Raw genomic sequence first — 13,512 nt, forward strand, 5'->3', positions numbered from 1 at the left:
CGGCAATGGCCGTTATTTTCGAGAAAAGTGCACCACCAGCTTGTCGCCGACGGTTTGCAGAATTTGCACCAGAATCAGCAGCATCACCACGGTGACCACCATCACATCGGTCTGGAAGCGCTGGTAACCGAAACGGATCGCCAGGTCACCCAGGCCACCGGCACCGACCACACCGGCCATTGCCGTGTAGGACACCAGTGTAATCGCCGTCACCGTAATCGCCGCGAAAATGCCAGGACGGGCTTCGGGCAGCAAGGCGTTGGTAATGATCTGGCGCGTGCTGGCGCCCATGGACTGGGTGGCTTCGATGATGCCGCGGTCCACTTCACGCAGCGCGGTCTCCACCAGGCGCGCAAAGAATGGCGTTGCACCTACGACCAGCGGCGGAATCGCACCCGCCACGCCCAGCGAAGTGCCGGTGATCAGGACGGTGAACGGGATCATCACGATCAACAGGATGATGAACGGCAGCGACCGCAGGATGTTCACGATCAACGAGAGCAACGCGTACAGGCCTTTCTGTTCGAACAGTTGGCGCGGGCTGGTCAGGAACAGCAGCACGCCCAGCGGCAGGCCGAGCACCACGGTGAAGAACAGCGAGCCGAACAGCATGGTCATGGTGTCGCCGGTGGCGAGCCAGATTTCAGACCAGTCGATATTGGCGAAGAAACTCAACAGGACGTCCATTAGCGCAGGATCTCCATGTGGACGTCAGCGGCGGTGAAGCGCGCAAAGGCGGCTTCCATGTCGCCACCGGTGACGGCGAGGGTCAATTGCCCGTAAGGGATGTCTTTGATGCGGTCGATACGGCCAGCGAGGATGCTGTAGTCCACACCCGTTTCGCGGGCGACGGTGCCCAGCAGCGGCGCGTAGGTCGCTTCGCCCTGGAACGTCAGGCGCACAATACGGCCTGGCACGTGGGCGAAGTCGTCGCGTTGCTCGTTTTCGTCGACCTGCTCGGACTCTTGCACGAAGCGCTTGGTGGTCGGGTGCGTGGGGTGCAGGAATACGTCGGCCACCGAGCCTTGCTCGACGATCACGCCAGCGTCCATCACCGCCACCTGGTCGCAGACGCGCCGGATCACATCCATTTCATGGGTGATCAGTACGATGGTCAGCTTCAACTCGCGGTTGATCTCGGCCAGCAGTTGCAGCACTGAGGCGGTGGTCTGCGGGTCGAGGGCGCTGGTGGCTTCGTCGCACAGCAGGATCTTTGGCTTGGTCGCCAGGGCGCGGGCGATGCCGACGCGTTGCTTCTGGCCACCGGACAACTGCGCCGGGTACTTCTTGGCGTGGTCCGACAGGCCGACACGGGCGAGCAATTCGGCGACGCGCAGGTCGATATCCCTACGCGACAACTCGCCAGCCAGCGTCAGTGGCAGCGCCACGTTGTCGGCGACAGTCTTGGACGCCAGCAGGTTGAAGTGCTGGAAGATCATCCCGACCTGCTGGCGGAAACGGCGCAGGCCGTTGGCGTCCAGGGCAGTGACTTCTTCGCCATCCACCGTGATCTTGCCGCCACTCGGTTCTTCGAGGCGGTTGATCAGGCGCAGCAGTGTACTTTTGCCCGCGCCGGAATGACCGATCAGACCAAACACCTGGCCGTTCGCGACGGTCAGGCTGGTGGGGTGCAGCGCGGGAATATCCCTACCGGCGACGCGGTAGGTTTTATGGACGTTTTGAAACTCGATCACGTAGCGAACCTTGTGGGGCGCATGGAAAAGGGATCAGCGGTTAGCCGGGCGCGCATTTTAGCCTGTCCGTATAGCGTTTCTTAGCATTTATTTCGCATTCATCCAGCGATTTGGCAATAACGCGATCAAAGGTCATAAAAAAGGAACGGCCCAAAACCTCGTCAGTCACTACTTAAGCAACTCGATTTCCCAGGTGAAGTGCCTGGGGTTTTGCTCAAACGAGCCGGGGATCGCTCTGGCCAATTTGAATAAGGAGTTTTGTCTGATGAGTACCAAGAAGCCAGCCACCCCGCCGAAGAGTGAACTCGCGGGCACCGATACCTTGGACCGTAGCAACACCAACGCCAAGCTGCAGGCCCTGGAGGCATTCCGTTCCGATGCGACCGGCCAGGCCCTGCGTACCAACCAAGGCGTGAAGATTTCCGACAACCAGAACACCTTGAAAGTCGGTTCCCGTGGCCCATCGCTGCTGGAAGACTTCATCATGCGTGAAAAAATCACGCACTTTGACCATGAGCGCATCCCGGAGCGCATCGTGCATGCCCGTGGCACCGGCGCCCATGGTTATTTCCAGACGTATGAGAACCATTCGGCGCTGACCAAGGCTGGGTTCCTGCGTGACCCTGGGCATAAAACGCCGGTATTCACGCGCTTTTCCACCGTGCAGGGCCCGCGTGGCTCAGGGGATACGGTGCGTGATGTGCGCGGATTTGCGGTTAAGTTTTTCACCGAAGAAGGCAACTTCGACCTGGTGGGCAACAACATGCCGGTGTTTTTCATTCAGGACGCGATCAAGTTTCCTGACTTCGTGCACGCCGTAAAGCCTGAACCACACAATGAAATTCCTACCGGCGGATCGGCGCACGATACGTTCTGGGACTTCGTTTCGCTGCAGCCTGAATCCGCTCATATGGTGATCTGGGCAATGTCTGACCGCGCCATTCCAAAAAGCCTGCGCAGCATGCAGGGCTTTGGTGTGCACACCTTCCGACTGGTGAATGCCGAGGGCAAATCCAACTTCGTCAAATTCCACTGGCGCCCTACGGCGGGTACTTGCTCGCTGGTGTGGGACGAGGCGCAGAAGCTGGCCGGTAAAGATACCGACTACCACCGTCGCGATCTCTGGGAAGCCATTGAAATGGGCGACTACCCCGAGTGGGAGTTGGGTGTGCAGGTTATCCCCGAGGATAAGGAGCATGCCTTCGACTTCGACATTCTCGACCCCACGAAGCTGATTCCGGAAGAGCTGGTGCCAATCACACCGCTGGGCAAGATGGTGCTGAACCGCAACCCGGATAACTTCTTTGCAGAAGTCGAGCAGGTCGCGTTTTGCCCGGGCCATATCGTGCCGGGTATCGACTTCTCCAATGACCCGCTGCTGCAAGGTCGGTTGTTTTCCTACACCGATACACAGATCAGCCGACTAGGCGGCCCGAACTTTCACCAGTTGCCGATCAACCAGCCCGTGACGCCGCTGCACAACAACCAGCGTGATGCCATGCACCGCAGCACCATCGATAAAGGTCGTGCGTCCTACGAGCCGAATTCGATTGATGGTGGCTGGCCTAAAGAAACCCCGCCTGCGGCACAGGATGGTGGCTTCGAGACTTATCCGGAGCGCATCGATGCCCACAAGATCCGTGAGCGCAGCGAGTCATTCGGCGATCACTTCTCCCAGGCGCGCCTGTTCTTCCGCAGCATGAGCAAGCACGAGCAAGAGCACATCATCGCGGCGTATAGCTTTGAGTTGGGCAAGGTAGAGCGTGAGTTCATTCGTGCGCGCCAAGTCAACGAGATCCTGGCGAATATCGACCTGGAACTGGCCAAGCGCGTGGCCCAGAACCTGGGGCTGCCAGCACCGACCAAAGGCACCGTGCCGGAGCGTCAAACCAAGCCGGAGCGCTCGCCAGCGTTGAGCCAGGCGAACCTGCTGCCGGGCGATATCAAGACCCGCAAGGTGGCGATCCTGGCAGCCAATGGCGTGGACGGCGTGGCGATTGCCGCGCTGAAAAAAGCACTGGAAGCAGAAGGGGCGCACGCCAAGCTACTGGGGCCAACCTCGGCGCCGGTGAAGACGGCTGATGGCAAGAGCCTGCCGGTGGATGCGTCGATGGAAGGCATGCCGTCCATTGCGTTTGATGCGGTGTTCGTCCCTGGCGGGAAGGACTCGGTGAAAGCCTTGAGCGGTGATGGGGTGGCGTTGCACTTCCTGTTAGAGGCGTACAAGCACCTCAAGGCGATTACAGTCGCCAGTGACGCGAAGCCGTTGTTGGACCTGCTTAAACTTGAGGTGGATGCGGGGCTGATCGTGGGATCGGATGCCAAGGCGTTCAAGGCGTTTTTTGCCGCGATCGGCCAGCATCGGGTCTGGGATCGCGAGCCTAAGGCCAAGGCGATTCCAGCTTAAGGTATTGGTTGTCGGTTAGATCGCTATCGCCGGCAAGCCGGCTCCTACAGGTTGAAGGGTAGGAGCCGGCTTGCCGGCGATGCTTTTTTAGTCCGCCTTGCGCGGAATCAGCACGACCTGCGCCGGAATGCTCTTCAGAATCTGACGGTGAATCTTCAGGTCATATCCCGAATCGATACGCTTCACCCGTTTGGTCAGCAACGTGGCCAGCCACGGGTAATCCTCTGTGCGCGGCGCCTGGATGCTCACGTCGCACTGGTAATTCACCACGTCGGTGGCAATTGCATCCAGTTGGTGGCGCAGTTCTTCGATATTGGTGAGGTTCAGCGCCACGGTGGTGCTTGGCGCCGCTGGGTCGATGACCTTGGCGGCGGGCTTGGCTTCGGCGGCCTTCAGGGCCTCCTCCGCTTTATCCAGCTCGACTTTGCGGGCGTGGGTGATGGCGCTGTTGACGCCGCCGGTCAGTGCGGGCGCCTTGGGCATCAGGGCGCGGGCGCGGCTCAGGGCGGTTGCAGCGGCGTTGACGTCACCCTTTTGCAGCACGATCTGGCTGCGCTGCAGGTAGGCTTCCGCCAACTGACGCTGATAGTTTTCCAGCACCGGGTCGTTGGGCGACTGGGCTTGCAGTGCCGCCAGCTGGTCTTCGGCAGTGGCCAACTCGCTGCTGGCCAGGTTTTGTTCCAGCTGCGCGATGGCCGCAGCGCGTGCGTCCGGGGCCTCGGGGGCGGCGGGCGGTGTGCTTTGACAGGCGCCCAGCAGCAGGGAAAATGCGGCAAGGAGCAGATAACGGGAGGTGAACGGCTTCATTCCTGCGACTCTCTATTTGCGCAAAAAGCGAGCAAGTCTACACCCCTCGACGGGGCAGGACAAAACTCAGCAGAAACAGGGCGGCGGCCGTGACCACAATCGATGGCCCGGCTGGCGTGTCCTTGAACCAGGACAGCGCCAGGCCCCCGCACACGGCAAGCATCCCCAGCACACTGGCGCCGACCGCCATCTGCTCCGGCGAACGGGCATGGCGCTGGGCGGCGGCTGCGGGAATGATCAGCAGCGATGTGATCAACAATACGCCGACAATCTTCATCGCGACAGCAATCACCACGGCGATCAACAACATCAGGGCCATGCGCAGGCTTGGCACGGGCAAGCCTTCCACCGTGGCCAGTTCTTCATGCACGGTGATTGCCAGCAACGGTCGCCACAGGGCCACCAGCAAGACCAGCACGGCCGCGCTGCCACCGAGGATCCACGCAAGATCAGTGGCGCTGATTGCCAGCAGGTCGCCGAACAGGTAGGCCATCAGGTCGATGCGCACTTCATGCATGAAGCTCAGCACCACCAGGCCCAGTGACAGCGTGCTGGGTGCCAGGATGCCCAGCAAGGTGTCGGAGGCCAGCGGCTGGCGCTGTTGCAGGGTCACCAGCAATACCGCCAGCAGCAGGCAGCCCACGGTTACCGCAATAGTCGGGCTGACATCCAGCAAAAAGCCCATGGCGACGCCCAAGAGCGCGGCATGTGACAACGTGTCGCCAAAATAGGCCATGCGCCGCCACACCACGAACGAACCCAATGGGCCCGCCACCAACGCCAAAGCCAAGCCTGCCAGCAGGGCGTAGAGCAGAAAATCAGCCATGCTTGCAGCTATCTCCATGAACGTGGGTATGAGGTGTGGCGGGATCGTCGACCACGGCGCCATGCAGGTCATGGGCGTGGTCGTGATGGTGGTGGTAGATCGCCAGGCTCTGGGCGTTCTTGCCGAACAGCTCGACGAAGGCCGGGTCGCCGCTGACTTGTTCCGGGTGGCCAGAGCAGCACACGTGACGGTTGAGGCACACCACCTGGTCGGTGGTGCTCATCACCAGGTGCAAGTCGTGGGACACCATCAACACGCCGCAGCCATGGCGGTCGCGCAGACGGGTGATCAGGCTGTACAGCTCGGCCTGGCCGGCGACGTCGACGCCTTGCACGGGCTCATCCAGCACCAGCAGTTCCGGCTCGCGCAACAAGGCACGGGTCAGCAGCACGCGCTGCATTTCGCCGCCGGAGATACTTTGCACCGGGCTGTCGATCACCTGTTCGGCGCCGACTTCTTTGAGCGCCGCTTGCGCGCGGGCACGGTCCACGCCCGGCACCAGGCGCAGGAAGCGCAACACGGACAGTGGCAGGGTCGGGTCCACGTGCAGCTTCTGCGGCATGTAGCCGACCCGCAGCTTGGGCTTGCGCCACACACTGCCGGTGTCGGGCTTGAGCAGGCCGAGTACGGCGCGCACCAGGGTGGTCTTGCCGGCGCCGTTGGGGCCGATCAGGGTGACGATCTGCCCAGGCTCGACGCTTAGCGCGATGTTGTCCAACACGGCTTGCCCGGCGAACGTGACCCCGACCTGTTCCAGGCGGATTAACGCGTTGCTCATCAAGCCCCCTGGCAGCCCGCGCACAGGCCGACCACTTCGACCGTTTGCCCTTCGACCCGGAAGCCGACGTCGGCAGAGCTCTTGATAATGGCGTCGCTGATGCTTTTTTGTTCAAGCTCGATGGCGGCGTGGCACTCGCGGCAGATCAGGAACTGGCCCTGGTGCGCGTGTTCCGGGTGGCTACAACCGACAAAGGCGTTCAACGAAGCGATACGGTGCACCAGGCCGTTTTCCAGCAGGAAGTCGAGCGCACGGTACACGGTTGGCGGCGCGGCGCGGCGGCCATCCTGCTCACTGAGCACGCCCAGGATGTCGTAGGCGCCCAACGGCTTGTGGCTCTGCCACACCAGTTCCAGCACGCGGCGACGCAAGGCGGTCAGGCGCAGACCCTTCTGTGTGCACAGGGTATCGGCCTCCGACAGCGCGGTATGCACGCAGTGAGAGTGGTCGTGGGGACGGCTGGCAAGCGGTGTTTTAGGCATGAGCGGCGGCAGACATTTGATAGAGACGTTATTATGTTACCCGTTCCTACGCCATTGAGTGGTCATCGTGTCCCGACTTTTTCCCGTTTTTGTCGTATTTGTCACCAGTTTGTTCATCGCGAGCGCCGCTCAGGCCGAGGTCAAAGTGCTGACCAGCATCAAACCGTTGCAACTGATTGCCGCAGCTGTGCAGGACGGAGTAGCCGTTCCTGAGGTTTTATTGCCGCCGGGTGCGTCGCCGCATAACTATGCGCTGCGTCCATCCGACGTACGGCGCGTGCAGTCGGTGGACCTGCTGTACTGGATCGGCCCGGATATGGAGAGTTTCCTGCCGCGCGTGCTGAAAGGTCGTACGGCCGCGACAGTGGCAGTGCAGGACCTGCCAGGCATGAAGCTGCGTCGTTTTGCCGAAGATAGCCACTCACACGCCGATGAAGCCGACGAACACGACCACGATCACCGCCCGGGTAGCCTGGATGCGCACTTGTGGTTGTCGACGGTGAATGCTCGGGTGATTGCTGCGCGCATGGCGGCTGACCTGGCTGCCGCCGACCCGGCCAATGCCGCGCGTTATCAGAGCAACGCTAAGGCCTTCGAAGAGCGCCTCGATGCGCTGGACGCTCGCCTGAAAGCCCGCCTGGCGCCGATCGATGGCAAGCCTTACTTCGTGTTCCACGAAGCTTTCGATTACTTCGAAGACGCTTACGGCCTCAAGCACACGGGTGTGTTCAGCGTTGCCGCCGAGGTACAACCCGGCGCCCAGCATGTGGCGGCGATGCGTACGCGTTTGCAGGAAGTGGGCAAGACCTGCGTGTTCAGCGAGCCGCCGTTGCGTCCGCGCCTGGCTGAAACACTGGTCTCCGGTTTGCCGGTGAAGCTGGCGGAGTTGGATGCGTTGGGTGGGTATACCCCGGCTACCGCTCAGGGTTATGAGCAGGTGTTGGAGAAGTTGGGTAATGACTTGGCGGGTTGCCTGGAGTCCTTGTAGGAGCCGGCAAGCCGGCTCCTACAAAGGTTAGAGTGCGAAGGGCAGTTGCACAGTCACGTGCTGACGCTGCACCAACCGATGCTCGAACTCCGCCGGATCATGAATCAACACATCCTGCCCGGCAAACGACTCGGCCGCGATCAGGCGTGAAAGCCAGAACCGCACGCACGCCACGCGCAACATGGTCGGCCACAGCTCCGCTTCCTTGGCGGTAAACGGTCGAAGACCTGCATAGGCTCCCAGCAATGCCCGTGCGCGTTGCCCATCAATCACGCCATCGGCGTCCGAGCACCAGTCATTCAAGGCGATCGCCACGTCATAGAGCATTGGCCCAGAGCAGGCGTTGTAGAAGTCGATCAAGCCTGTAAGGTGCGTGCCTTCGAACATCGCGTTGTCACGGAACAGGTCGGCGTGGACGTTGGCGCGCGGCAGGGCGAGGATCTGGGCCTTGTGGGCTTCGATCTCACTCAGCGCATCCTGCAGCAGACGCTGTTGTGCGTCGTCCAAGTGCGAAATCAACTGCGCGCCTTCGCTGAGCATCCAGTCCAGGCCCCGATCGGTTTTACGCTCCAGCACCTTCTCGCCCTGTGTTGCCAGGTGCAGATGACCCAGCAGGTCACCCACCTGGGCGCAGTGCTGGGCGTTGGCATCCTTGATGTGCTTGCCGGCCAGGCGCGGTTGCAGCAGTGCCGGCTTGCCTTTCAGCTCGCGCAAGGCCACGCCGTCGGTGGTGCGCAGGGCGTAGGGCACGGGCAGGTCGGCGTCGTGGAGCACGTCGAGCAGTTCAATGAAGAACGGCATTTCCGCGACCGGACCGCGTTCAACCAGGGTCAGGACGAACTCGCCCTGCTCCAGGCTGATAAAGAAATTGGTGTTTTCACTACCGGCGGCAATCCCCTGGAAGTCGATCAGGCGGCCGAGGCCGTAAGGGGCGAGAAAGGTTTCCAGCTCGGGCCGAGCCAGGGGGGTGAACACAGACATGGTTAAAACTGCCAGTACGGGCGCCGCAGTGCGCGGCGCCAATTTAAGTTAAGAAATCATTTCCATTCGAAAATCTTCCATGACGGGATCAGCATATCCGGCTGGTCAGAGCGGATGAAGTTCGCATCGGTTCCATCCGCGCGCACCAGGAAATACGGAGGCGCGCCCTTCGGCGTTACCTTGATCGCATACAGGAAACCGTTCTGACGGTACTCCTGGATGGTCTTGTCGCCTTCCGTGCGAATGGTCACTTCCGGATCGCCTCCAGGCGCATCGTCTGCCGCCATGGCAGCCATCGGAGCGAGTGCAATCAAGCCGGTCAACAGCAGGCGATTGAATGTACGCATGATAACCTTGTCCCTTTGTCGTCATTGGTCCGGCTATTCTAGCGCCTGACCCGCCGAAAAGGTTGATTCTGCTCATGAGCCAAGCACCCCTCGTCCTGGTGGACGGTTCTTCTTATTTGTACCGCGCGTTCCACGCGTTGCCACCGCTGACCACCTCCAAAGGCCTGCCCACCGGTGCGGTCAAGGGCGTGTTGAACATGCTCAAGAGCCTGCGCAAGCAGTATCCGGGCAGCCCGTTCGCGGTGGTTTTTGACGCAAAGGGTGGGACCTTTCGCGATGACATGTACGCCGAATACAAGGCCAACCGCCCGAGCATGCCCGATGACATGCGCCTGCAGATCGAGCCCCTGCACCAGAGCGTGATCGCCCTGGGTTTCCCGTTGCTCTGCGTCGAAGGCGTCGAAGCCGATGACGTGATTGGCACCCTGGCGCGCAGCAGCGCGGCTGCCAACCGCCCGGTGGTGATCTCGACCGGTGACAAGGACATGGCGCAGTTGGTCGACGGGCACATTACCTTGGTCAACACCATGACCGGTAGTTCGATGGATATCGACGGCGTAAAGGAGAAATTCGGCGTCGCTCCGGAGCAGATCATCGACTACCTGGCGCTGATGGGGGATTCGTCCGACAACATTCCAGGCGTTCCGGGCATTGGTCCCAAGACTGCTTCCGGCTTGCTCGTCGGTGTGAACGGTGGCATCAAAGAGCTTTATGAACAGCTGGATATCGTGCCGACCCTGCCTATCCGTGGCGCCAAGACGCTGCCGGCCAAGCTGGAAGAACATCGCGAGAGTGCGTTTCTTTCCTACCAGTTGGCGACGATCAAGTGTGATGTGCCGCTGGATGTGGGCCTGGATGACTTGCACCTGATCGAGCCGGATCGCGAGAAGCTGCTGGAGCTGTATACGCTGCTGGAGTTCAAGAGCTGGTTTGATGAAATCCAGCGCGACGCCAAGCGTGTGGAGCTCAAGGCGGCACCTGTTGCTGAGGAAATCGTTGAGGCAGTGGCGCCGACAGAGGCGAGCTACACCACTATCCTCGACCAGGCGACCTTCGATGTCTGGCTGAAAAAGCTCAACGACGCGAAGTTGTTCGCTTTCGACACCGAAACCACCGGTATCGACGCCCAACAGGCGCAGTTGGTCGGCGTGTCCTTCGCCGTCCAGCCCCACGAAGCGGCCTATATCCCGCTGACCCATTCCTACATTGGCGCGCCGGAGCAGTTGGATCGCGACACCGTACTGCTGGCCCTCAAGCCGCTGCTGGAAGACCCGACCAAGCTCAAGGTCGGCCAGCATGCCAAGTTCGACATGAACATCCTGGCCAACTGCGCCATCGGTGGCGACCCGGCGCACGGCATAACCGTACGCGGCATCGCCTTCGACACCATGCTCGAATCCTATGTGCTCAATTCCACGGCCACCCGCCACGACATGGACAGCCTGGCCAAGAAGTACTTGGACTACGACACTGTCGCTTTCCAGGACATCGCCGGCAAAGGCGCCAAGCAGCTGACGTTCGACCAGATCGCGCTGGAGCAGGCTGGCCCGTATGCGGCAGAAGACGCCGATATCACCTTGCGCCTGCATCAGGCGTTGTTTGCGCAACTGGCCGCCATCCCAAGCCTGGCGAGTGTGCTCACGGATATCGAAATCCCGTTGGTGCCGGTGCTGGCCCGTATCGAGCGCCAAGGCGCGCTGGTCGACAAGGATTTGCTGGGCATCCAGAGCATCGAGTTGGGCAACAAGATGGTCGAACTGGAGCGCCAGGCGTTCGAGATCGCTGGCGAGGAGTTCAACCTGGGCTCGCCCAAACAGCTCGGCGCGATCCTTTACGAGAAACTCGGCCTGCCGGTACTGAAAAAAACCGGCAAGGGCCAAGCATCCACGGCTGAAGAAGTGCTGGCCAAGCTGGCCGAAGATGACTACCCGCTGCCCAAGGTGCTGATGCAGTACCGCAGCATGAGCAAGCTGAAAAGTACCTACACCGATCGCCTGCCGGAGCAGATCAACCCGCGCACCGGGCGCATCCACACGTCCTATCACCAGGCGGTGGCGGCGACCGGGCGGTTGTCCTCCAGTGATCCGAACCTGCAGAACATCCCGGTGCGTACCGCCGAAGGGCGGCGGATCCGCCAGGCGTTCGTCGCGCCCAAGGGCTACAAAATGTTGGCGGCGGACTACTCGCAGATCGAACTGCGGATCATGGCGCACCTGTCCAAGGACGAAGGCCTGATGAACGCCTTCCGCGACAACCTGGACGTGCACACCGCCACGGCGGCAGAAGTGTTCAAGGTTGAACTGGGCGAGGTCACTTCGGATCAACGCCGCAGCGCCAAGGCGATCAACTTCGGCCTGATCTATGGCATGGGTGCGCAGAAGCTGGGCAAGGACATTGGCGTCGATACCAAGACGGCCAAGGCGTATATCGATGTGTATTTCGCCCGTTATCCCGGGGTTCGCGAGTACATGGAGCGCACCCGCGCCCAGGCGGCTGATCAGGGTTATGTCGAGACGTTCTTCGGCCGCCGCCTGTACTTGCCGGACATCAACTCCAATAAGCCCCAAGAGCGCGCAGCGGCAGAACGTACCGCGATCAATGCGCCGATGCAGGGCACAGCGGCGGACATCATCAAGAAAGCCATGGTGCGGGTGGACAATTGGCTGACCGACTCAGGCTTGGATGCCAAGGTGATCCTGCAGGTGCACGATGAACTGGTGCTGGAGGTGCGTGAGGATCTGGTAGCGCAGGTCAGCGAGAAGATTCGCGAGCATATGAGCGCTGCCGCGCAGTTGGATGTACCGCTGCTGGTGGAAGTGGGCGTGGGCAACAACTGGGACGAAGCGCACTGAGTCTGGGACTCTGCCATCACCTTGCGTGCTGGCAGAGTGCTTTAGTCCGGAAATCGCCGTCGGTTATTTCAAATAGTTTTTCGAACCTGCCGGAACTTAACCCGTGAACTGCTACTCAGAGTTACTGAATGGGTGGTGAAGCCCTTCAATGCTCCTATGTTGTGTTAAGTGTTGGCAGATATCTGGACCCCGCCCTAGCGGTCCGGAACTTGAACCCCGAACTTCCCCTCCCCATAAGAAGTCCGGGGTTTTTTTTGCCTGCAGAAAAGTTACTCGGCCAGTTCTGCGCCCTTGTCTGCCAATTCCATCCAGCCTGCCAGCACCGTGTAAGCCTCTTCCAGGCCCATGCGTTTGGGCGCCGAGAACAGCTGGATAGTGATCGCATCACCCCAACCTTTACGGATGTCGGACTGCACTTTGAGCAGGGTGTTCTTGGCTGCGCCGTAGGTCAGCTTGTCGGCCTTGGTCAGCAGGATGTGCATCGGCATGCCGCTGGCGACGGCCCAGTCGAGCATCAACAGGTCGAAGTCGGTCATCGGATGGCGGATGTCCATCATCAGAATCAAACCCTTCAAACTCTCGCGGCCACCCAGGTAAGCCTCCAGGTGACGCTGCCAGTGCAGCTTCAACGGGATAGGTACTTTTGCGTATCCGTAGCCCGGCAGGTCGACCAGACGCCGATCATCGTCTAGCTTGAAGAAATTGAGGAGTTGCGTGCGGCCCGGGGTTTTCGAGGTGCGTGCCAGGCTGGCGTGGGTCAGGGTGTTCAGCGCGCTGGACTTGCCAGCGTTGGAGCGGCCGGCAAAGGCGACTTCAAAGCCTTCGTCATCGGGGCATTGGTCAACTTTGGCGGCGCTGAGCATGAACGTGGACTGTTGGCACAGACCGAGGATGGGATTCTTGAGTTGCATGAGATTTCCGATGTGGGCGGTGCCGAAAAAGGGTGCGGCAAGCGGTGTCGTTTCCGTTTCAGTAGCGCCAGTATATAATGCCGCAGATTTTGTGTGTGCTTTGTCCCAGCGAAGGATGAAGTTCACGGGAGCGATAGACCTTTATTGCGCATTAGAACGCAAAACGCTCTCAAACCCTGAAATGGTCGACGTATGACCAAGTGGTTGCTCGCTATCGGTGTCCTGGTCCCGCTTTACGGCGCTCAGGCTACACAGGATCCGGAAGCGGTGTACAACCGAGTGTGCGTGGACACGCTGGTGCAGCACGTGACCCAGGGTTTCAAGGCAATGCCGCCGCGTGGTTTGTGCATGGACTGCAGTACTGAGGATTACCAGGCCGTCATTCAATTGATGGTGAGTAAACCCGGTAGATAACTCTTAAACCCCTTAGCCGTAGTTG

The 13,512-nt window shown here is 60.6% G+C and carries 13 protein-coding genes; 4 read left to right on the forward strand and 9 right to left on the reverse strand.

Going from position 1 to position 13,512, the window contains the following annotated elements:
* Positions 1–12: 12 nt before the first annotated feature.
* Both ACP7C6_RS19090 and ACP7C6_RS19095 read right to left on the reverse strand, forming a co-directional pair.
* Positions 13–687 carry a methionine ABC transporter permease gene (locus ACP7C6_RS19090; RefSeq protein WP_010207814.1) on the reverse strand — a complete coding sequence of 225 codons (675 nt, stop codon included), beginning with the start codon at positions 685–687 and terminating at the stop codon, positions 13–15.
* Positions 687–1,694: a methionine ABC transporter ATP-binding protein gene (locus ACP7C6_RS19095; RefSeq protein ID WP_028618643.1), complete on the reverse strand. Its 1,008-nt coding sequence runs from the start codon at positions 1,692–1,694 to the stop codon at positions 687–689. Before ACP7C6_RS19095 ends, ACP7C6_RS19090 begins: the two co-directional genes overlap by 1 nt.
* Positions 1,695–1,938: 244 nt before the next feature.
* Here ACP7C6_RS19095 and katE point away from each other — a divergent pair, with 244 nt between their 5' ends.
* Positions 1,939–4,101 carry a catalase HPII gene (katE, locus tag ACP7C6_RS19100; RefSeq protein WP_426109106.1) on the forward strand — a complete coding sequence of 721 codons (2,163 nt, stop codon included), beginning with the start codon at positions 1,939–1,941 and terminating at the stop codon, positions 4,099–4,101.
* 87 nt (positions 4,102–4,188) lie between these two features.
* Here katE and ACP7C6_RS19105 read toward each other — a convergent pair whose 3' ends face one another.
* From ACP7C6_RS19105 to ACP7C6_RS19120, 4 genes are read right to left on the reverse strand one after another with little or no spacing between them, the layout of a single operon-like run.
* On the reverse strand, positions 4,189–4,908 hold the full coding sequence (locus ACP7C6_RS19105) for a PA5502 family lipoprotein (protein ID WP_028618645.1): 720 nt from the start codon (positions 4,906–4,908) through the stop codon (positions 4,189–4,191).
* Between the two features lie 37 nt (positions 4,909–4,945).
* On the reverse strand, positions 4,946–5,734 hold the full coding sequence (znuB, locus tag ACP7C6_RS19110; RefSeq protein ID WP_311893493.1) for a zinc ABC transporter permease subunit ZnuB: 789 nt from the start codon (positions 5,732–5,734) through the stop codon (positions 4,946–4,948).
* Positions 5,727–6,512 (reverse strand): zinc ABC transporter ATP-binding protein ZnuC, encoded by a 786-nt coding sequence (znuC, locus tag ACP7C6_RS19115; RefSeq protein WP_426109108.1) that lies wholly within the window; start codon positions 6,510–6,512, stop codon positions 5,727–5,729. The genes znuB and znuC overlap by 8 nt, the downstream gene beginning before the upstream one ends.
* Positions 6,512–6,994 (reverse strand): Fur family transcriptional regulator, encoded by a 483-nt coding sequence (locus ACP7C6_RS19120; protein WP_028618648.1) that lies wholly within the window; start codon positions 6,992–6,994, stop codon positions 6,512–6,514. The genes znuC and ACP7C6_RS19120 overlap by 1 nt, the downstream gene beginning before the upstream one ends.
* Before the next feature lie 58 nt (positions 6,995–7,052).
* Between ACP7C6_RS19120 and znuA the strand changes: the two genes are divergently transcribed.
* Positions 7,053–7,982: a zinc ABC transporter substrate-binding protein ZnuA gene (gene znuA / locus ACP7C6_RS19125; protein WP_068937340.1), complete on the forward strand. Its 930-nt coding sequence runs from the start codon at positions 7,053–7,055 to the stop codon at positions 7,980–7,982.
* A 27-nt stretch (positions 7,983–8,009) separates the two neighbouring features.
* Here the strand turns inward: znuA and ACP7C6_RS19130 are convergent, their stop codons facing one another.
* Together ACP7C6_RS19130 and ACP7C6_RS19135 are read right to left on the reverse strand one after the other, a co-directional pair.
* The gene (locus tag ACP7C6_RS19130; protein ID WP_028618650.1) at positions 8,010–8,963 is read right to left on the reverse strand and encodes a homoserine kinase; all 954 of its coding nucleotides are present in this window, start codon (positions 8,961–8,963) and stop codon (positions 8,010–8,012) included.
* Between the two features lie 56 nt (positions 8,964–9,019).
* Positions 9,020–9,310 carry a DUF2782 domain-containing protein gene (locus ACP7C6_RS19135; RefSeq protein WP_012721523.1) on the reverse strand — a complete coding sequence of 97 codons (291 nt, stop codon included), beginning with the start codon at positions 9,308–9,310 and terminating at the stop codon, positions 9,020–9,022.
* A 74-nt stretch (positions 9,311–9,384) separates the two neighbouring features.
* Between ACP7C6_RS19135 and polA the strand changes: the two genes are divergently transcribed.
* Positions 9,385–12,162: a DNA polymerase I gene (gene polA, locus ACP7C6_RS19140; protein WP_426109109.1), complete on the forward strand. Its 2,778-nt coding sequence runs from the start codon at positions 9,385–9,387 to the stop codon at positions 12,160–12,162.
* Positions 12,163–12,431: 269 nt separating this feature from the next.
* On the opposite strand, the gene yihA is transcribed toward polA, so the two are convergent.
* On the reverse strand, positions 12,432–13,073 hold the full coding sequence (gene yihA / locus ACP7C6_RS19145) for a ribosome biogenesis GTP-binding protein YihA/YsxC (RefSeq protein ID WP_028618652.1): 642 nt from the start codon (positions 13,071–13,073) through the stop codon (positions 12,432–12,434).
* A 192-nt stretch (positions 13,074–13,265) separates the two neighbouring features.
* On the opposite strand from yihA, the gene ACP7C6_RS19150 reads away from it, so the two are divergent.
* The gene (locus ACP7C6_RS19150; protein ID WP_016978791.1) at positions 13,266–13,487 is read left to right on the forward strand and encodes a c-type cytochrome; all 222 of its coding nucleotides are present in this window, start codon (positions 13,266–13,268) and stop codon (positions 13,485–13,487) included.
* Positions 13,488–13,512: the final 25 nt, after the last annotated feature.

Source organism: Pseudomonas sp. TWR1-1-4 (assembly GCF_049897165.1).
GTDB classification, from domain to species: Bacteria; Pseudomonadota; Gammaproteobacteria; order Pseudomonadales; family Pseudomonadaceae; genus Aquipseudomonas; species Aquipseudomonas canadensis.